17 protein-coding genes and 2 pseudogenes are annotated in these 19,331 nt (G+C 72.4%); 7 read left to right on the top strand and 12 right to left on the bottom strand.

Annotation, left to right across the window (positions count from 1 at the left end; translation table 11 throughout):
* Positions 1 to 3: 3 nt before the first annotated feature.
* From NX794_RS02205 to NX794_RS02220, 4 genes are all read right to left on the bottom strand, one after another.
* Positions 4 to 1,287: an aspartate aminotransferase family protein gene (locus NX794_RS02205; protein WP_258776300.1), complete on the bottom strand. Its 1,284-nt coding sequence runs from the start codon at positions 1,285 to 1,287 to the stop codon at positions 4 to 6.
* Positions 1,284 to 2,126: a nitrilase-related carbon-nitrogen hydrolase gene (locus NX794_RS02210; protein WP_258776301.1), complete on the bottom strand. Its 843-nt coding sequence runs from the start codon at positions 2,124 to 2,126 to the stop codon at positions 1,284 to 1,286. Before NX794_RS02210 ends, NX794_RS02205 begins: the two co-directional genes overlap by 4 nt.
* 182 nt (positions 2,127 to 2,308) lie before the next feature.
* Positions 2,309 to 4,174 carry a hypothetical protein gene (locus tag NX794_RS02215; RefSeq protein ID WP_258776302.1) on the bottom strand — a complete coding sequence of 622 codons (1,866 nt, stop codon included), beginning with the start codon at positions 4,172 to 4,174 and terminating at the stop codon, positions 2,309 to 2,311.
* A 125-nt stretch (positions 4,175 to 4,299) separates the two neighbouring features.
* Positions 4,300 to 4,551: a helix-turn-helix domain-containing protein gene (locus NX794_RS02220; protein WP_258776303.1), complete on the bottom strand. Its 252-nt coding sequence runs from the start codon at positions 4,549 to 4,551 to the stop codon at positions 4,300 to 4,302.
* 225 nt (positions 4,552 to 4,776) lie between these two features.
* Between NX794_RS02220 and NX794_RS02225 the strand changes: the two genes are divergently transcribed.
* The gene (locus NX794_RS02225) at positions 4,777 to 7,368 is read left to right on the top strand and encodes an ATP-dependent Clp protease ATP-binding subunit (protein WP_258776304.1); all 2,592 of its coding nucleotides are present in this window, start codon (positions 4,777 to 4,779) and stop codon (positions 7,366 to 7,368) included.
* A 10-nt stretch (positions 7,369 to 7,378) separates the two neighbouring features.
* Here the strand turns inward: NX794_RS02225 and ggt are convergent, their stop codons facing one another.
* Positions 7,379 to 9,181 carry a gamma-glutamyltransferase gene (gene ggt, locus NX794_RS02230; RefSeq protein ID WP_258776307.1) on the bottom strand — a complete coding sequence of 601 codons (1,803 nt, stop codon included), beginning with the start codon at positions 9,179 to 9,181 and terminating at the stop codon, positions 7,379 to 7,381.
* A gap of 142 nt (positions 9,182 to 9,323) precedes the next feature.
* On the opposite strand from ggt, the gene NX794_RS02235 reads away from it, so the two are divergent.
* On the top strand, positions 9,324 to 10,064 hold the full coding sequence (locus NX794_RS02235; protein ID WP_258776308.1) for a hypothetical protein: 741 nt from the start codon (positions 9,324 to 9,326) through the stop codon (positions 10,062 to 10,064).
* Positions 10,065 to 10,188: 124 nt separating this feature from the next.
* Positions 10,189 to 11,751 (top strand): CocE/NonD family hydrolase, encoded by a 1,563-nt coding sequence (locus tag NX794_RS02240; protein ID WP_258776309.1) that lies wholly within the window; start codon positions 10,189 to 10,191, stop codon positions 11,749 to 11,751.
* A gap of 48 nt (positions 11,752 to 11,799) precedes the next feature.
* On the opposite strand, the gene NX794_RS02245 is transcribed toward NX794_RS02240, so the two are convergent.
* From NX794_RS02245 to pcaDC, 6 genes and pseudogenes are all read right to left on the bottom strand, one after another.
* Positions 11,800 to 12,681, bottom strand: coding sequence for an ABC transporter substrate-binding protein/permease (locus NX794_RS02245; RefSeq protein ID WP_258776407.1), 882 nt, complete (start codon positions 12,679 to 12,681; stop codon positions 11,800 to 11,802).
* Between the two features lie 60 nt (positions 12,682 to 12,741).
* A pseudogene (locus tag NX794_RS02250) lies at positions 12,742 to 13,302 on the bottom strand (ATP-binding cassette domain-containing protein); the annotation flags it as partial.
* A 137-nt stretch (positions 13,303 to 13,439) separates the two neighbouring features.
* Complete coding sequence (locus NX794_RS02255; RefSeq protein ID WP_258776310.1) at positions 13,440 to 13,859, bottom strand: DUF6278 family protein; 420 nt, start codon at positions 13,857 to 13,859, stop codon at positions 13,440 to 13,442.
* 15 nt (positions 13,860 to 13,874) lie between these two features.
* A complete protein-coding gene (locus tag NX794_RS02260; RefSeq protein ID WP_258776311.1) occupies positions 13,875 to 14,654 on the bottom strand; it encodes an exodeoxyribonuclease III in 780 nt (259 codons plus the stop codon).
* A 68-nt stretch (positions 14,655 to 14,722) separates the two neighbouring features.
* Positions 14,723 to 15,358: an MBL fold metallo-hydrolase gene (locus NX794_RS02265; RefSeq protein WP_258776313.1), complete on the bottom strand. Its 636-nt coding sequence runs from the start codon at positions 15,356 to 15,358 to the stop codon at positions 14,723 to 14,725.
* Between the two features lie 34 nt (positions 15,359 to 15,392).
* Positions 15,393 to 16,682, bottom strand: a complete 1,290-nt coding sequence (gene pcaDC, locus NX794_RS02270; protein WP_258776314.1) for a bifunctional 3-oxoadipate enol-lactonase/4-carboxymuconolactone decarboxylase PcaDC — start codon at positions 16,680 to 16,682, stop codon at positions 15,393 to 15,395.
* 293 nt (positions 16,683 to 16,975) lie between these two features.
* Between pcaDC and NX794_RS02275 the strand changes: the two genes are divergently transcribed.
* Positions 16,976 to 17,200, top strand: a complete 225-nt coding sequence (locus NX794_RS02275; protein WP_258776316.1) for a hypothetical protein — start codon at positions 16,976 to 16,978, stop codon at positions 17,198 to 17,200.
* Between the two features lie 189 nt (positions 17,201 to 17,389).
* Here the strand turns inward: NX794_RS02275 and NX794_RS02280 are convergent, their stop codons facing one another.
* Positions 17,390 to 18,208, bottom strand: a complete 819-nt coding sequence (locus NX794_RS02280) for a hypothetical protein (RefSeq protein ID WP_258776318.1) — start codon at positions 18,206 to 18,208, stop codon at positions 17,390 to 17,392.
* A gap of 24 nt (positions 18,209 to 18,232) precedes the next feature.
* On the opposite strand from NX794_RS02280, the pseudogene NX794_RS02285 reads away from it, so the two are divergent.
* The 3 genes and pseudogenes from NX794_RS02285 to NX794_RS02295 form a co-directional block, all read left to right on the top strand.
* Positions 18,233 to 18,466, top strand: a pseudogene (locus NX794_RS02285) (polymorphic toxin-type HINT domain-containing protein); the annotation flags it as partial.
* A gap of 88 nt (positions 18,467 to 18,554) precedes the next feature.
* Entirely contained in the window at positions 18,555 to 18,692 is a 138-nt protein-coding gene (locus tag NX794_RS02290) for a hypothetical protein (RefSeq protein ID WP_309505956.1), read from the top strand.
* Between the two features lie 11 nt (positions 18,693 to 18,703).
* Positions 18,704 to 19,321, top strand: coding sequence for a hypothetical protein (locus tag NX794_RS02295; protein WP_258776320.1), 618 nt, complete (start codon positions 18,704 to 18,706; stop codon positions 19,319 to 19,321).
* The last annotated feature ends 10 nt before the right edge of the window (positions 19,322 to 19,331 follow it).

The raw sequence follows: 19,331 nt of genomic DNA on the forward strand, positions 1-19,331 counted from the left end.
GTGCTAGGACGTGCTCCTCAGCGCGTGTTCGAGGATCGCCGCGCCCTCCTCCGCCTCCGCGACGGTCAGCGAGAGCGGCGGGGCGATGCGCAGGGCGCTGGTGTCGTGCCCACCCCCCTTGCCGATGAGCAGGCCGCCCTCGCGGGCCGCCTCCAGCACGGCGGCGGCCGCTCGCGGGTCGGCCTCGTCGGTGCCGGGCCTGACCAGCTCGACGCCGATCATCAGTCCGCGCCCGCGCACCTCGCGCACGCCGGGCAGTTGGGCGGCGACGGCGCGCAGCCGCTCGATGAGCAGGCCGCCGACCCGGCGGGCGTTGCCCTGGAGGTCGTGTTCGAGGAGGTGGGTGAGGTTGGCGAGTCCCGCGGCCATGGTGACCTGGGTGCCGCCGAAGGTGGAGATGCTGTTGGCGTCCAGGCAGTTCATGATCTCGGCGCGGGCGATCACCCCGCCGACGGACATGCCGTTGCCGATGCCCTTGGCGAAGGTGACGAGGTCGGGCGGGCCGTTCTCGGCGTGCGCCTGCCAGCCCCAGAAGTGGTCGCCGGTGCGGCCCCAGCCGGTCTGCACCTCGTCGGCGATCCACAGCACGCCGTGCTCGTCGAGGACTTCGCGGAAGGCGGCGTAGAGGCCGTCGGGCGGGGAGGTGAACCCGCCGACGCCCTGGACGGGTTCGGCGATCAGCGCGGCGGGCGGGCGGGTGTGGCCGAGGATGTCGCGGAGGTCGGCGACGCAGGCGGCGGTGAACGCGCGGTCGTCCAGGCCGGCGTACGGCCCCCGGGTGCGGACGCCGCCGTGGACGTACAGCGTCTGGAGCGGGGAGAGCGAGGTCGGGGACCAGCCGCGGTTGCCGGTGATGCCGACCGTGCTGAAGGAGCGGCCGTGGTAGCTGTTGCGCATGGCCAGGACGGTGTTGCCGCGCCGGTACGTGGTGGCGAGCAGCAGGGCGGTGTCGTTGGCCTCGGTGCCGGAGGTGGTGAAGAACACCCGGGCGTCCGGGATGCCGCTCAACTGGGCGATACGCTCGGCCAGTTCGACCATCGGGCGGTTGAGGTAGAGGGTCGAGGAGTGGAGGATGCGGCCGGCCTGCTCGCTGACCGCCTTGGTCACCTCGGGCAGCGCGTGCGCGGTCATCGTGGTGAGGATGCCGCCGAAGAAGTCCAGGTACCTGTTGCCGGCGGAGTCCCAGACGTACCGGCCCTCGCCGTGGCTGATCTCCAGCGGCTCGTCGTAGTAGAGGGCGAGCCAGTCGGGCAGGACGGCGCGGTGGCGGGAGAAGAGGTCGTTCACGGCTGTACCAGCCCTTCGTAGGCGTCGGGGCGGCGGTCGCGGTAGAAGGCCCACTGCTGCCGCACCTGCTCGATGAGGTCGAAGTCGAGGTCGCGGACGAGGAGTTCCTCACCCTTGTCGCTCGCGGCCTCGCCGACGAACTGCCCGCGCGGGTCGACGAAGTAGCTGGTGCCGTAGAAGTCGTTGTCGCCGTACTCCTCCTGGCCGACGCGGTTGATGGCGGCGACGAAGTACTCGTTGGCGATGGCCGCCGCGGGCTGCTCCAGCTGCCAGAGGTGGGCGGACAGACCCCGGTGGGTGGCGGAAGGGTTGTAGACCAACTGGGCCCCGTTGAGGCCCAGTTGCCGCCAGCCCTCCGGGAAGTGCCGGTCGTAGCAGATGTAGACGCCGACCTTGCCGACGGCCGTGTCGAAGACGGGCCAGCCGAGGTTGCCCGGTTTGAAGTAGTACTTCTCCCAGAAGCCCTTCACCTGCGGGATGTGGTGCTTGCGGTACTTGCCGAGGTAGCTGCCGTCGGCGTCGATCACGGCGGCGGTGTTGTAGTAGAAGCCGGACTGCTCGACCTCGAAGACCGGGACGACGACCACCATGCCGGTCTCACGCGCGAGGTCCCGCATCCGGCGGACGGTCGGGCCGTCCGGCACCGGCTCCGCCCAGCGGTAGTGCTCGGAGTCCTGCACCTGGCAGAAGTAGGGGGCGTTGAAGACTTCCTGGAACCCGATGATCTTCGCGCCCCGGCGGGCCGCCTCGCGGGCGTGCTCCTCGTGCTTCGCCACCATGGACTCGCTGTCGCCGGTCCAGGCGGCCTGGACCAGAGCGGCGCGGACGACGTTGGCCATGAGCTGCCCCTTCGACGCGATCTCAGAGCCTCTACGCCCGTAGAGCAGGCCGTAGAGGCACGAAGGTAAGCCTCCGGGCGGCCCTTGCCAAGACCATCGCCGCCAACCCGCGGAGTCGATCACGTTTCGCACCCCGGTGGGTGAGCGCGCGGGGCGGACCGGGACGCCGGACCGGGTGCCGCTCACCGGGTAAGGCCGGCGACCCGCAGCGCGTGCACGAGGTCCCAGTGCCGCTCCTCGGAGACGGCGTGGGCGGCCTCCAGCAGCAGGGGTACGAGGCGCTCGGGGTCGGCGGTGGCGCTCCGGGCGGCCTCCTCCGGGGTGCGGACGCGCACACAGGCGTCGAGCAGGGCCCGTGCCTCGCGGTCGCGGCCCTCCCCCGCCAGCCGCAGTACGGCGGCGCCGATCTGCTCGGCGGGCCGGGCGACCCCCTGCCGCAGCAGTTGCCGGGCGTCGGCCTCGCGCCCGGCCGCGGCCAGCGCGTCGGCGGCGGCGACCAGGTGCCCGGCGGGCAGGGACGCGGCCTCCCAGAGCAGCGTGACCCAGTCGGCGCCGAGACCGGCGCGGTGCAGGGCGCCGGCCAGCACCGGCAGCCGGGCGGCGGGCCACCCGGCGGCCTCCACCAGCAGCACGTGCGCCTCCCCGCTGCGCCCCTCGGCCCGCAGCCGCGCCAACAGCGCCACGGCACCGTCCACCGCGGCCCGCACCTCGGCGCCCACGGCCTCGTCGGGAACGGCCACGGGTTCGTCCAGCGCGGCACCCCCGGCGAACCGGGCTCCCCGCGGCGTACGGCCCGCTGCGGCCACAGTCGCCTGCGGCGCGGCCGAGGGAGCGTCACCCTCGGCCATCCCGGCGAACCGGGCACTGCCACGGCGGCGTTTACGGGGCTTGGCGGAGGTGGGGTGAGGTGCGGGGTCGCCGGTGGTGACGGGGTCGGATGCCGGTGCCGGGGGGCGGGCGGGAGTGCTGCCGCCGTCACGGGTGGGGGCGGTACTGCCATCACGGGCAGGGACGGTGTCGCCGTCACGGGCGGGAGCTGAGCCGCCTTCGCGGGCGGGGGCGCGGGGCTCGTCATGCCGGAGGTCATGGCGGAAGACGGCATCGGCCGGTGCGCCGGCCTCGGGACCAGTGCCCGGGGTGGTCGTTCCCGCGTCAGGGCCGCCACGCGGCGCGGACCGGGTCTCCGGTGCGCCGTCGAGGCCGCCGACCCCGGCGCGGGAGGGTTCGGCGAACGCGGCCTCGGCCGCCGGGCCGCCGCCGAGGTCGCCGGACGGAGCGAGGTGGGGCCCCGGATACGGATCGCCGTACCCGACCGACCACCCGGCGCCTGTAGCACCGTCGCGCTCGTCGGGAAGCCGCCCGGCCCCTGGAGCACCGTCGCGTTCGCCGGAAAGCCGCCCGGAGAACAGGTCGCCGCCCGCCGCACCGGCGTCCGGCCCCCCGTCGCCGCGGCGCGCGGGTGCGACTCCGGCGCCGGGCCGAGCCTCCCTCGCCTCACCCTTCCTGCCCCTGCCCGGCACCCGAGGGGCCCCTGCCGCCGACCGGAGTTCCAACTCCTCCAGCCGCGAACGGAGTTCAGCACACCGCGCCGTAGCGCGCTCATGATCGTCCTCCGCCCAGGCGAGGTCGAGGCGGAGCGCTTCGGTGTCCTCGGGGCCGGCCGGCGCGGACAACAGGCGGGTGAGTTCTGTGCGGCGGTCGGCGGCGTAGCGCTGCTCGCGGAGCAGGACGTCGAGGCGGTCGGCCAGGGCGTCGCGGGCGCCGGGGAGGGTGTCGTACGCCGACAGTGCGGCGGCGAGGAGTGCGCGGGCGCGCCGGCGCTCGATGGCCGCGGCGGCGGGGCCGTACGTCTCGGCGAAGTCCCGCAGCAGGGAGTCCACGACGTCCCACGGCGGCACCTCGCGCCCCTCCAGGCAGGCCCGCATGCCCTCGGGGTCGCGCCGCCAGAAGACCCCGCACCAGCCCGCACCCTGTTCCAGGCGCGCCAGCAGGCCGTCCAGGTAGCTCGCGAACTCCCGCATTCTGCCGGGGAGTTGATCCACAGCCATGCCCAGCTCCCGCCCGACCGCCAGCACTCCGGTCGGTAGGCAACACCAACCGTGTTACGACGCTGCTACGCGGGGTTTTCCGGCAGGACGCGGGGTCAGTGTGGCGCGATCCCGCCCCTACGGCCTCAGACCGGCACCGGCGAGCACAGGGCGGCCAGCTCGTCCATGGACAGCCCGAGCACCCCGGCCAGCGCGGCCACCGTGAAGAACGCCGGGGTCGGCGCCCGCCCGGTCTCGATCTTGCGCAGCGTCTCGGCCGAGACCCCGGCGTCGGCGGCGACCTCGGTCATGCTCCGGGCGCCGCGCGCCTCGCGCAGCAGCCGGCCGAGCCGCTCGCCGCGTTCGCGCTCTTCGGGGGTGAGGGGGGTACGCACCATGCGTCCATTGTGCCCGTACCCCTCCCCCATTTCTATACCGCCCCGGGGCGGTGCCCGGACCGTGCGTCCCGACCCGCCCGGGAGACCCCCGCGAGGTGCCGGGACGCGGACATGCCCACCCCCACGGATCGTGACAAGGTGGGCATGGGCACCCCTCCCCCTGGTTACCCGGCCGCCCCGCGGTCACCCGGCCGCCCCGCATGTCGTCGGCGAAGGAACAGTGCCATGACCAACGGCTACCCTCCTGACCCCTTCGGTGATTTCCTCGGCCGCTTCTTCGGCGGACCCGGTGGAAACGGCGGAGCCCCCGGCCCCCGCCACATCGACATCGGCCGGCTGCTCAGCCAGCCGGCCCGGGAGCTGGTCAGGGGAGCCGCGCAGTACGCCGCCGAGCACGGCAGCCGGGATCTGGACACCCAGCACCTGCTGCGCGCGGCGCTGTCCAAGGAGCCCACCCGGAGCCTGCTGAGCCGGGCGGGCGCGGACCCGGACTCGCTCGCGACGGAGATCGACGACCGTGCGGGCCCCATCCAGCACCCGCCGGGTGAGACCCCGCCGCCCACCTCGCTGTCGCTGACCCCGGCCGTCAAGCGCGCCCTGCTGGACGCGCACGACATGGCGCGGGCGAGCGGTGCCGGGTACATCGGCCCCGAGCACGTGCTGGGCGCGCTCGCCTCGAACCCGGACTCGGCGGCCGGGCACATCCTGCACGCGGCCCGGTTCGCGGCGTCCGGCCTGCCGCCGGAGGCCCCGGAGAGCGCGCAGACCCGCCCGGAGCGGCAGCGGGCGGCCACCGGCACGCCCACCCTGGACAAGTACGGCCGTGATCTGACCGACCTGGCCGGACAGGGCCGGGTCGACCCGGTGATCGGCCGGGACACGGAAATCGAGCAGACCATCGAGGTGCTGTCCCGGCGTGGCAAGAACAACCCGGTGCTGATCGGGGACGCGGGCGTCGGCAAGACGGCGATCGTCGAGGGGCTGGCCCAGCGGATCGCCGACGGCGACGTACCGGACGTGCTGGCCGGGCGCCGGGTCGTCGCGCTGGACCTCACGGGGGTGGTGGCCGGCACCCGCTACCGGGGCGACTTCGAGGAGCGTCTGAACACCATCGTGGAGGAGATCCGCGCCCACTCCGACCGGTTGATCGTGTTCATCGACGAGCTGCACACGGTCGTCGGCGCCGGTTCCGGGGGTGAGGGCGGTGCGCTGGACGCCGGGAACATCCTCAAGCCCGCCCTGGCCCGGGGCGAGCTGCACATCGTGGGCGCCACCACGCTGGAGGAGTTCCGCCGGATCGAGAAGGACGCGGCGCTGGCCCGCCGGTTCCAGCCGGTCCTGGTGCCGGAGCCGACCGCCGAGGACACCATCGGGATCCTGCGCGGCCTGCGCGACCGGTACGAGGCGCACCACCAGGTCCGCTACACCGACGAGGCGCTGGTGGCCGCCGTGGAGCTGTCGGACCGGTATCTCACCGACCGGCGGCTGCCGGACAAGGCGATCGACCTGATCGACCAGGCGGGCGCCCGGGTACGGCTCGGTGCCCGCACCAAGGGCACGGACGTGCGCGCGATGGAGCGCGAGGTCGAGCAGCTGGTCCGGGACAAGGACCAGGCGGTCGCGGACGAGGACTACGACAAGGCCAAGCAGCTGCGCGACCGGATCGGCGAGCTGAAGCGGCGGATCACCGAGGTCAGCGACGACGGCCGGGCCGACGAAGGACAGCTGGAGGTGACCGCGGAGGCCATCGCCGAGGTGGTGTCCCGGCAGACCGGCATCCCGGTCAGCCGGCTCACCCAGGAGGAGAAGGAGCGGCTGCTCGGCCTGGAGGAGCATCTGCACGAGCGGGTGGTGGGCCAGGAGGAGGCGGTCGCCGTGGTCGCCGAGGCGGTGCTGCGCTCGCGTGCCGGGCTCGCGAGCCCGAACCGGCCGATCGGCAGCTTCCTGTTCCTCGGTCCGACCGGCGTCGGCAAGACGGAGCTGGCGCGGGCGCTGGCCGAGGCGCTGTTCGGCAGCGAGGACCGGATGGTCCGCCTGGACATGAGCGAGTACCAGGAGCGGCACACGGTCTCCCGGCTGGTCGGCGCCCCGCCCGGGTACGTCGGGCACGAGGAGGCCGGGCAGCTCACCGAGGTGGTGCGCAGACACCCGTACTCGCTGCTGCTCCTGGACGAGGTGGAGAAGGCGCACCCCGACGTCTTCAACATCCTGCTCCAGGTGCTGGACGACGGCCGGCTGACCGACTCGCAGGGCCGGACCGTGGACTTCACCAACACGGTGATCGTGATGACCAGCAACCTGGGCTCGGAGGCGATCACCCGGCGCGGTGCCGGGATCGGGTTCGGGCCGGGCGGCGCGGAGGCCGACGAGGAGGCGCGGCGCGAGCAGATCCTGCGTCCGCTGCGCGAGCACTTCCGGCCGGAGTTCCTCAACCGCATCGACGAGATCGTGGTCTTCCGGCAGCTCACGAGCGACCAACTGCGGCGGATCACCGACCTGTTGCTGGAGGGCACCCGGCGGCTGCTGGACGGGCAGGGCATCGGCGTCGCGTTCACACCGGCGGCCGTCGACTGGCTCGCCGAGCGCGGCTACCAGCCGGAGTACGGCGCCCGGCCGCTGCGCCGCACCATCCAGCGGGAGGTGGACAACCAGTTGTCCCGGCTGCTGCTGAACGGCGCGGTCTCCGAGGGCGGCCGGGTCACGGTGGACGTACGGGACGGCCGGCTGGACTTCCGCACCGCCGAGGCGGAAGCGGAGACGGAGGCGCAGCCGGCCGGTGCGGACGGACAGGAGCGCCCGCCCGCACCGGAGTTGTAACCGGCGGACGTCAGGGCGCCGGGTCGACCACCATCGCGGAGCCGCCTCCACGCCGTACCTTCTCGGCCGCGGCGAGCCACTTGCCGTTCGGCAGGCGCTGGACGCCGGTCGCCGCGCCGATCTCCGGGTTCCGTGTGAAGGAGTGCCCGAGGGCTTCCAGTCTGGAGCGTACGGCGCTGTCGTACAGGCCGGGTTCGAGTTCGGTCTTGGCCGCGTTGCGCTGGCTGGCGCGGGGTGCGGCGATGGCGTCGACGAGCGGCAGGTGCCGGTCCAGGAAGCCGGTGAGGGTCTGGAGCACCGTGGTGATGATGGTCGCGCCGCCGGGTGAACCGAGCGCCACCACCGGCTTGTCGTTGCGGTCCAGGACGATCGTCGGCGAGATGGACGAGCGGGGCCGCTTGCCGGGCCCGGGCAGGTTCGGATCGTGGACGGCCGGGTTGGCCGGGGTGAAGGAGAAGTCGGTCAGCTCGTTGTTGAGCAGGAAGCCGCGGCCGGGCACGGTGATGCCGCTGCCGCCGGTCTGCTCGATGGTGAGCGTGTAGGAGACGACGTTGCCCCACTTGTCGGCCACGGTCAGATGGGTGGTGTTCTCGCCCTCGTAGGTGGTCGGGGCCGCCGTGCCGCCCTTGCCGCAGGCGGCGGGGTGGCGCGGGTCGCCGGGCGCGAGGGGGCTGGTGAGGACGGCGTCGTCCTTGATCAGGCAGGCGCGCGAGTCGGCGAACCGCTGCGAGAGCAGCTGCTTGGTGGGGACGTTCTCGGCGGCGGGGTCGCCGACCCAGCGGCCCCGGTCGGCGAAGGCGATGCGGCTGGCCTCGATGTAGTGGTGCAGGTACTGCGTCTGGCTCGCCTTGGAGAGGTCGGTCCGCTCCAGGATGTTGAGGGCCTCGCCGACCGTCGTGCCGCCCGAGGAGGAGGGCGCGATGGAGTACACGTTCAGGCCCCGGTACGACGTCCTGGTGGGCGCCTGGAGCTTGGCGCGGTAGACCGCGAGGTCCTTCTCGGCGAGCTTGCCCGGGCGGGCGTTCCAGCCGGCGGCGGGGTCCACGGGCGGGCGTTCGACGGTCTTGACGATGTCGTCGCCGATGTCACCGCGGTAGATCGCGCCGACCCCCTCGCGGCCCAGCTCCCGGTAGGTGCGGGCCAGTCCCGGGTTCTTGAAGCGGGAGCCGACGACGGGGAGCTTCCCGTGCGGCAGGAACAGCTTCGCGGTGTCCGGGAAGTAGCGGAACCGGGTCTCGTTGGACGCGGTCTGCGAGCGGAAGGTGTCGTCCACGGTGAAGCCGTCGCGGGCGAGCCGCTCGGCGGGCTTCAGGACGGTGCCGAGCCGCCTGCTGCCCCACTCGTCCAGGGCCTTCTGCCAGGTCGCGGGGGTGCCCGGGGTGCCGACGCTCAGACCGCTGCTGACGGCGTCGTTGAAGGAGAGGGCCTTGCCGTTCTCCTTGAACAGGTCCTCGTCGGCGGACAGCGGCGCGGTCTCGCGGCCGTCGATGGTGTGGACACTGCGGGTGCGGGCGTCGTAGTAGACGAAGTAGCCGCCTCCGCCGACACCGGCCGAGTAGGGCTCGGTGACCCCGAGCGCGGCGGCGGTGGCGACGGCGGCGTCGACCGCGTTGCCGCCCTTGCGCAGCACCTCGATGCCGGCGGCCGAGGCGTCCGCGTCGACGCTGGCGACGGCGCCGCCGTAGCCGACGGCCACCGGGACCTTGGCGGTCGCGGGGCTCGCCTCCGCGGCGGGCGGGGCAGCGGCCCCCACCGACACCAGGGCGGCCGACACCGTCAGCACCGCCAGTCTTCTCGTACCAGGGCGACCCATCCGTACCTCCCGTGGGGACAATCCGCGCAGCGTAACCAGATCGCCTCCGTACCGACAGTACGCCTGGCACCCCCGCCACACGACCGTCACACATCGAACACGGGTACGTGTACGGGCCCGCGGGCGGCTAGCATGCCCGGCCATGAACGACGACGTGCGCAACATCGTCCTGGGCGTGATAGCGGCCGGTGTCTCCGCCGCGCTCGGCTGGCTGGCCCGCACCTACCTGTGGCGCCGTCGGATGCGCCGCAAGCAGGCGTTCTTCGGGCTGCCGGACAACTCCGAGTCGCTGCTCGTGGTCAACCGCAATGCGGGCGGCCCCGAGTTGTCGGTGATGCGGCACGACGTGTTCGCGCTGCTGGAGCTGGCCGCGCTCATCAAGGACTGCCGCGCCCACGCCCGGGTGGTGGCGCACGACGCGGCGCACCAGGGCTTCGGCGAGCGCGCCGAGTTCTGTCTCGGCGGCCCCTACTCCAACTACCGGATGGCCGCCCACCTCTCCTCGCTGCTGCCCGGGGTGCGGGTGAACGTCGACACCGAACCGGGGCCGCACCAGGGTGCCTTCCACATCGACGGCCACGACTACTTGATGGACGGCGGGCGCAGCGAGTACGTACTGCTGGCCCGGCTCACCGCGGGCGCCCGGCGGGACAGCCGCCCGGTGTTCCTCTTCTGCGGCCAGCGGGCCATCACCAACCAGGCGGCGACCCGCTATCTCGCCCGCAACCACGAGCGGCTGGCCCGCAAGTACGGCGACGGGTCCTTCGTGCTGCTGCTGAAGGTGGTCAACTCGCAGGCGTACGGACCCGATGTGGTCGAGTTGGTGGCGGACGTCACGGGGCCGGCGCGGACCCCGTCGCCGGAACCGGCGGCCGCCGACTGACGGTTCAACTGTCACGGCACTCAACAATCGTTACTCGCACGTAACTTACCGACAGGTTACTTGCGGTAAGCGGACGCGGTTACCGTCGGGTCACTTTGCTCGGATCCCCGTGAAGGAGTGACCCATGGGACGAGGTCGCACCGCCCCGCGCGCCTCCGCCGCAGCGGCCCTGACCGCCGCGCTGCTCGCCGGCACCGTCACCGGCCTGGCACCGGCCGCCGCGGCGGCCCCGGCCCTCCGCTTCGTCGACATCACCGGCGACGGCGGCACCGTACTGAAGGCCAACGTCCTCACGCCCGCCGGCGCGGCCGACCGCCGCTACCCGCTGATCGTGCTGCCCACGAGCTGGGGCCTGCCCCAGGTGGAGTACCTGGCGCAGGCGCGAAAGCTCGCCGACTCCGGCTATGTGGTGGTCGGTTACAACGTGCGCGGGTTCTGGCAGTCCGGCGGTCACATAGAAGTGGCCGGTCCGCCCGACACCGCGGACGCCTCCAAGGTCATCGACTGGGCCCTCGCGCACACCCCGGCCGACCCGGAGCACATCGGCATGGCCGGGGTGTCGTACGGCGCGGGGATCAGCCTGCTCACCGCCGCGCACGACAAGCGGGTCCGGGCCGTGGCCGCGCTCAGCGGCTGGGCGGACCTCATCGACTCGATCTACTCGGGCCGCACCCAGCACCTCCAGGCCGCCGCCGTGCTGGACGGCGCGGCCACCCTCACCGGCCGCGAGAGCACCGAACTCCGGGCCATCTTCAAGAACCTGTACACCTCGGACCTGTCCAAGGAGCAGGAGATGATCGACTGGGGGCGGAAACGTTCCGCCTCGACCTATGTCGACCAGCTGAACCGCAACGGCGCCGCCGTCATGCTGGCCAACGCCTGGGGCGACACCGTGTTCCCGGCCAACCAGTACGCCGACTTCTACCAGAAGCTGACCGTGCCCAAGCGCCTGGAGCTGCGCCCCGGCGACCACGCGACGCCCGAGCTGACCGGCCTGTTCGGGCTGCCCAACGACGTCTGGACGGACACCGCGCGCTGGTTCGACCACTACCTCGGGGGCGCCGACAACGGCGTGGACCGCGAGCAGCCGGTCCGGCTGAAGTCCCGCGGCACCGGGGAGTACGAGGGCTACCCGGACTGGAAGTCGGTCGGCGCCACCCGCCGCGAGATCGCCCTCGCGGGCACCGACACCCTCCACGCCAACGTCGACTCCGGGGCGGACGGCGGGGTCGTCTTCCTCTCCAGCATCCTCGACCAGGTCGCCCACCTGCCCCCGGTGGCCGCCGTCCCGCTGCTGCCGCGCCGCTGGGCTGCGGTGTGGCAGTCCGAGCGCTACGGCGCCGCCCAGCGGGTGCGCGGCACGGCCCGGCTGCACACCACGCTCACCCCGACCGCCGAGAGCGGCACCCTGATCGCCTACCTGTACGACGTCGGGCCGCTCGGCATCGGCAAGCTGGTCACGCACGCCCCGCTGACCTGGCACGGGCGGACGCCCGGCGAGGCGTTCGGCGTCGACCTGGACCTGTTCTCCACGGCCTACGACGTCCCCGCCGGGCACCGCCTCGCGGTGGTGGTCGACACGGTCGACCCGTTGTACACCGAGCACAACCCGTCCGGCGCGCAGCTGACCTTCTCCTCGCCCCCGGACGACCCGTCGTACGTGTCGGTCCCCGTGCGCGAGCAGTGATCTCCGGCTGCCGCCGGACGAGCCTGGCCCGTGTGAACTGCCGCCCCCCTACGGTCTCGGGGCCGTGGGGGGCTCCCCACCCGGCAGCAGCGCCCCGGGACCGGCCGCGGCGACGACCACGGCCTCGGTCCTGGGACTGCGCTGCTCACGGCGGGACACCCGGCCGGCGAACCACGAGAGCAGCATGCACATCCCGATGTAGATCGGCGAGATCACCATCACCACGGGGATGAACGGCAAATCGTAGTCGAGGTTGGAGGCGATGAGCTTCCCCGCGTGCGGGAACTCCTCATAGGTGATGAGGAAGCCCAGGGACGTGTCCTTCAGCGCGACCACCAACTGGCTGATGATCGCGGGCAGCATGGCCCGCACCGCCTGCGGGACGAGGACGTGCGCCATGACCTGCGTCTTGCGCATGCCGAGCGCGAACGCGGCCTCGCGCTGGCCGCGTTCGACGGCGTCGACGCCGGAGCGGAAGACCACGGCGAGCACCGAGCCGTTGTAGAGGGTGAGCCCGGCGACCAGCGCGGGCAGCGGCTGCACCTTCAGCGCCACGAAGACGAAGAAGATCATCACCAGGACCGGCATCGCGCGGAAGAACTCCACGAGGGCGGTCTCGCGGGTGGCGGAGGCGATGGTGCGGAAGCGGATCGTCTTCGGCGGGAAGCCGAGGGAGGCGGACATCATCCGGGCGATCTCGATGTCGAAGCCCGCGAAGGTGCCGGTGGCCGGGTCGCGTTCGCCGAGGTAGGGCTGGTCCTCCTTGACGCCGGCCGTGAGGTGGCCGCGTCGCTTCGCGCGGGCCCAGGTCGGCGAGCCGGGCAGGCGGTAGTCCTGGGCGACCTGGTAGACGGGCAGCCTGTCGGCCGCCGGGCCCTTGGTGGGCGGCCTGCCCTCCCGGCCGCAGGCGGCGGCGAGCAGGGCGGCCAGAACCGCGAGGACGCGGGCGTACGAGTGGTACGGAACACGGGACGCACTCCCCCGTCAGTGCTGGAGGATCTTGGAGAGAGAGTCCTTGGCGCGGTCGCTGCGGGGATGGTCGAAGAGCATCACCTTGGGTTCCCTGGCCAGGGCCCGGGTGATGGCGGCCCTCCCCCAGTGCCTTGAGGGCCTGGGAGGTACCCGCAGCTGCCGGCCGCCGGAGAGCCGAGCCGGGTCCTTGTCCGCCTGCGGCGCGAGGCCGACGCGGTCGAGGAGTTCCCGGGAGCGGCGGTCGGCCTCGTCCGTCCTCCGGCGGCGGAGCTTGATCTGGGCGAGGGAGACGTTCTGGAGGCGGGCCGGCGCCCTGCCCTCCTGGGCCGGTGCCCTGCCTTCCTGGGGCAGCGCCCTGCCCTCCTGGGGCAGCGGCTGCCCGTCGGGGGCGATGGTGCCGGAGTCGATGGTCTCCAGCCGGTTGACCGTCCCGCACAGCGCCGACGTGCCCGGGCCGGACGGCCCGATGACCACGACCATCTCCCCCTTGCCGACGGTGAGGTCGACGTCCCGGAGGACGTGCGGTGCCCCGTGGTACTTGTTGACGTTGCGCAGTTCGATCAACGGATCGACGGCCATCCGCAGCCCTACTCGCTCTCAGCCGTGTCGTGGTCGCCGCAACCTATCCAGACACCAGCGGAGTTGACGGGCGACACGCACCTTCCGGGCATAAGCCGTATTTACACCGAGCGCGGGGCAGGAGTGATCCCGCGCGGTCAGTCCTCGGCGATCTCCGCGTACAGCTGGGAGAGTTCGGGCACTCCGCTGACGGCCCACTCCCGCCCGGACGGCACCACCTCGACCTCCCGGCCCGAGGCCAGCAGGACGACGGGTTCGCCGTCGGAACGGATCCGCCAGGCGGCGCCGGGCACCGTGCGCACCACCACCGTGCCCAGGTAGAGCCCCGCGTCGTTGCCCAGCCAGGGCAGCGTCTCGGCGTCGTCGCGCCAGCGCGGCACCAGCTGGTCCAGGGCCTCCAGGGAGGCCGGGGTGTCGTCGAGCCGGACGCCCGCACCGGCCGCCTGGGAGCGCAGCAGTTCGCACTCCGACAGCAGCGCGGCGACCCCCTCGGGGTCGGCCGGAAGCGCCGGACGGCCGGTCTTCTTCTGCCGGTGGCCCAGGAACGGAATGTTCATGGGCCCAGCGTGGCATCACACGTCGAGGTCGACCACCACCGGCGCGTGATCGGAGGCGCCCTTGCCCTTGCGCTCCTCGCGGTCCACGTAGGCGTCCTTGACGGACGAGGCGAACGGCGCGTTGCCGTACACCAGGTCGATGCGCATGCCCCGGTTCTTGGGGAAGGCCAGCTGGCGGTAGTCCCAGTAGGTGTAGGGGTGCTCGTACTTGAGGGGGCGGGGCACCACGTCGCTCAGCCCGGTCTCGCGCAGCGCGGCGAGGGCGGCGCGCTCGGCCGGGGTGACATGGGTGGCGCCCTCGAAGGCGGCCGCGTCGAAGACGTCGTCGTCGGTCGGCGCCACGTTGTAGTCACCGAGGACGGCGAAGGGGCGGCTGCCCTGCGCGTCCCCCAGCACGGCCGCCCGCAGCGCCTCGAACCACTGGAGCTTGTAGGCGTAGTGCGGGTGGCCGACCTCGCGGCCGTTGGGCACGTACACCGACCAGACCCGGACCGGGCCGCAGGTCGCCGAGAGGGCGCGCGGCTCGCTCAGACCGTCGTAGCCGGGGTCGCCGGGCAGGCCCTTGACCACGTCCTCGATGCCGACCCGGGAGAGTACCGCCACGCCGTTCCACCTGCCGGTGGCGTGGACTGCGGCCTCGTAGCCCAGCTCGCGCAGCGGCTCGACGGGGAACTGCTCCTCGGCGACCTTGGCCTCCTGGAGACAGAGCACGTCGGTACCGCTGCTCTCCAGCCAGGCCAGCAGTCGGGGCAGGCGGGCGGTGATCGAGTTCACGTTCCAGGTGGCGATGCGCATGCCTCACAACCTACCCGGCGCCTGTGACAGCGGGCCGCGGACCGCCTGCCTCCCGGGAGGGACGGGCCTCAGACCTCGGCGGAGGCGCCGGGGTCGAGCCGCTGGTGGTCGGTGCCGCCCAGCCGGCCGACGTGACCGTCGTAGATCGGCCGGGCGAGGTCGGTGAGCAGGGCGTCGTGGACGTCGTAGGCGCGCTGCGGCCGCACCTCCCGCACGTACTCGATCACCTCGGCGAGCTTGTTCCACGGGGCCATCACCGGCAGCAGCAGGGTCTCCACCGGCCGGTCCGGGAGGGTGAGGGCGTCACCGGGGTGGAAGACCCGGCCGCCGTCGAGCAGGTAGCCGACGTTGGTGACGCGCGGGAGGTCCGGGTGGATCACCGCGTGCAGTTCGCCGTGGACCTGTACGTCGAAGCCGGCCGCCGTGAAGGTGTCGCCGTGGCCGACGGTGTGCACCCGGCCCGGGAAGGCCGCCGAGACCTGCTCGGCGACCGACCGCAGGGTCCACAGCTCGGCGGCCGGGTTCGCCTCCAGGGCGGTCCGCAGCCGGCCCTCGTCGAAGTGGTCCGGGTGCTCGTGGGTGACGAGGACCGCGTCCGCGCCGACGGCCGCGTCCCGCTCGCTGAAGCCGCCGGGATCGATGACGAGTGTGCGCCCGTCCTTCTCCAGGCGGACGCAGGCGTGGGACTTCTTGGTGAGCTTCATGCCTCCCATGGTGCCCCGCCGGGGTCGACGGGGATCACTCGGCCGGCGTGGTCTCCGCGCGGATCACCTGCTGGGCCACCCGGAACGCCCGGTTCGCCGCCGGCACCCCGCAGTACACGGCCGTCTGGAGCAGCACCTCGCGGATCTCCTCGGGGGTGAGGCCGTTGCGCAGCGCCGCCCGGGTGTGGAAGGCCAGTTCCTCCAGGTGGCCGCCCGCGACCAGCGCGGTCAGGGTGACGCAGCTGCGGGTACGGCGGTCCAGACCCGGCCGGCCCCAGACCTCGCCCCAGGCGTACCGGGTGACGAGTTCCTGGAAGTCGCCGGAGAACTCGTCCGCGCCGGCCAGCGCCTGGTCGACGTGCGCGTCCCCCAGCACCTCCCGGCGGATCTTCAGCCCGGTCTGGTACGGGTCGGGCCGCGCCGCCCGCTCCTCGGGTACGGCGGCGGGGTCGATCTCGGCGAGCGGCGCGGCCCCCGGCGGCACGAGCGCGGCCGGGGCGGCCGGGGCGCCGGGCAGCACGGTCTGGCCGGTGTCGTAGGACGGCTGCCAGGCGGTGGCGAAGTGGTGCACGAGCAGGTCGGTGACGGCGGCGGGCTGCTCGACCGGCACCAGGTGGGAGGCGCCGGGGACGACGGCGAGCCGGGCGTCCGGGATACCCGCGACCAGGGTGCGGGCCTCGGCGGGGCCGGTGATCTGGTCGTCGGAACCGACCAGCACCAGGGTCGGCACCCCGACCCGGCCCAGCTCGGGCCGGACGTCGAAGGCGGCGAGAGCCTCGCAGGAGGCGATGTAGCAGCCGGGGTCCGTGGTGCGCACCATCTGTACGGCCCACTCGGTGATCGCCGGCTGCGAGGCGGCGAACCCGCCGGTGAACCAGCGTTCGGGCGCGCTGCGGGCGATCGGCTCCAGGCCGTTGCTGCGGACGATCACCCCGCGCTGGCGGAACTCGTCGGCGGTGCCGAACCGGGGCGAGGCAGCGACCAGCGCGAGGGAGGCGAGCCGGGCCGGGTGGCGCAGCGCCAGCTCGATACCGACCGCGCCGCCCAGGGCGCAGCCCGCGTACCCGAAGCGCTGGACGCCGAGCGCGTCCAGGGTGGCCAGCAGGCGGGCGGTCACCTCGGCGACCGAACCGGCCGGATGGGCGGGGGCGCCGCCGTGCCCGGGCCAGTCGAACCGGAAGACCCGCCACTGTTCGGCCAGCTCGGGGACTTGGCGGTCCCACATGTGCCAGGTGGTGCCGAGGGACGGCCCCAGGATCAGGACAGGGGCGTCTTCCGGCCCGTCAAAGCGGTATTGCAGGGTGTTCGGTGGTGTCTCGCTCACCCGTCAGACCCTCTCATCTCTCACCGGCGGCCCGGCAACGGGTGACCGGCGGGCCCCGTCCCTGAGCGCGGCGCTCATAGTACGCCCGGGTCCGCAACGGCCGCGGTCACCGTGCGTACGGCCTCGTGCGGGTCGTAGGTGGCCGCCGAGGAGTGCTCGTGCCGGGAGGGAAGCACGCGTCCTGGGTAGCCTGGGCAGGGGTCGGGCAGGCCGGCCCGCGCCCGGCCGAGTCCGCGGTCGCCTGGCCACACCGCTCCCCGTGCGCGGTCGCTGAAGCGAGTGAAGGGACGGCCATGGAATACGCAGTGCGTGCCGAGTACACGGAGGATGCCTCACCGCATCCGGACCGTACGCGCGTCGAGGCCTGGCACATGACGAGAGCGGGCGAAGCCCGGGCGCTGTGCGGCCGTGAGCTCGACCCCGCCTCCGAGACCCGGCCTGCCGAGGCGTGGGGCACCCCTGAAGCCGAGCCCTTCTGCCGCGGTTGCGGGGCGCAGTACCTGCGGCAGGGCTTCTGACAGCGGACTTCGGCCGATTGCTCCCGTCGACGTCCGCGCTCGGGTCCGGGCCGGCCGGCGTCCGTCATCCTGCCCATTTCGCCATGGCTGAGCAGTGGACCATGAGAACGGCGATGGCCCCGTGCCTCGCGCGGTCCGACATCGCTGGGGAACGTGGCGGTGTCTGTTCCCCCGGCGTGGCCGACGACGTCACTTGACGCGACCGGCAGCCGCCTCCATCAGCCGGCGACGCGCGACCCGAAGCGCGAAGTGCCGGTCGGAGCGGGGTGCCGGTTCGGCGTACCAGGGCAGCGCACGACGGCGCCACTTCGCCGGGGGCAGGCTCGTGGGCAGCTCGGGGAGAGGCAGGTGCCAGTGTCCGAGCCGGAGTTCACCACGCCACGTCCCCGCCGCCAGCTCGGTCACGGGCACGCGTACGGCGAAACTCCCGGCGTCACCGGCCACTTGGCGGGCGGGGAAGGCAACGGCCGTGCCCTCGTCGTCCGTGAGGACGACCTTCAGCTCGCCGTCAGGGTGGTCGGCCAGCGCGCACCGGCCGGCGACCTCCAGCTCGGTCGGCGCGTCCGCGGCCCATCGGGCGGTGATGTCGAGGCCCAGGTGGGGCTGGACCTCGTGCTTGACCTCACCCAGGTCGAGGGTGAAGTTGCCGTGCGGTTTGGTGGTGTAGAGGGTGACTGCCCGGAGCGCCGGTCCTTCGGCGACGACTCGGGTGCTCGCCTTCCCCGAGACGTCGTCCGTCCGCCTGCTGCCGATCCGGACCTCCTTCGAGAGTCCCTGGGCGCCGATCGCGAGCGAGATGTCCCAGAGCCCGTCGCCGAGGGGGCGGCCGTCGGCAGCGGTGGCGATGTCCACGGCTGCCTCGAACCCGGCCAGCTCGTACGAGAAGCGTCCCTGATCGTCGTCGGTACCGAGGCCGGGGGTGGCTGTGTGCGTGACCGGCAGACGGTGTTCGACGCCGCTGTCGCGGTCCCGCATGATCAGTTCGGTGCTGACACTTCGCGTCTCCACGCGGTGCAGGTACCCGTGGCCCGCCAGGTGGTCACCGCGACCGACGGCCACCCGTTCTGGGTCCCCGCCCTGCACGCCTGGCTCCGGGCGACAGACCTCCAGCCGGGCAACTGGCTGCGCACCAGCGCCGGCACCCGGGTACAGATCACGGCGGTCCACCGCTGGACGGCATCATCGGCGACGGTGCACGACCTGACGGTTCGTAAACTGCACACGTATTATGTGCTGGCAGGTGTCACACAGATCCTGGTGCACAACACGTCGCCCGTTTGCAATATCAACGTGAGTCGCGATGCGCGGCAACCCGCGGGTGCCCGGCAAGGACCGGGATGAGTACCCGCCAGCGATGTTCCAAGAAGGTGGAAACGGCGCCAGCGTGCGGCCCATCACTCCTGGGGATAATCGAGGCGCAGGCTCCGCAATAGGAAACCAGTGCAGTGGCCTCCCTGACGGGACCAAGGTGCGAATAGTGGTGTGTGATTGATGGGTAGTCGATTGGACAAGCTGATCTCGCTTGCGGGGCCAGCACTCGCAGCTCAAGACGCGAACGAGCCATTCAAGGCTGAAGGTCGCATCGGGAGCGAGCTCAACTCTCTACTGGGGCGCGTTAACGGCTTCTACGCCTTTGAGTCGGCACTGCATGTGTTCCCTGCGAGTTCGACGGAAAACAGCACCGACCTGCAGATCTGGAACGCTTCGGGGTTCTGGCGGGACGCTTATGACGACATGGCGGAGGGGTACCTATTCTTCGCTGAAGATATCTTCGGTGGTCAGTTCGCCATCAAGGAAGAAGTGATTTACTCATTCGACCCGGAAACTGGAGAGAGCTCGCCCGTTGCGGAGAGCTTGGAGGGTTGGTCAGATGCAGTTCTCGGCGACTACGAGTTTCTGACTGGATTTCCCGTAGCGCATGAGTGGCAAAGCCTGAACGGTGCGATCAAGGATGGGACTCGACTCATCCCGAAGCGCCCATTCGTGTTGGGTGGAGAATTCTCCACCAGAAATCTTTACGCGCTCGATTCCATGAAGGCAATGCGCCTTCGGGGAGATTTGGCGGTGCAGCTCCGAGACCTCCCGGATGGGGCGACCGTGAAATTCAAGATCATTGATTGATTCCCTTGGC

It is taken from the genome of Streptomyces pyxinicus, from assembly GCF_024753135.1.
GTDB classification, from domain to species: domain Bacteria; phylum Actinomycetota; class Actinomycetes; order Streptomycetales; family Streptomycetaceae; genus Streptomyces; species Streptomyces pyxinicus.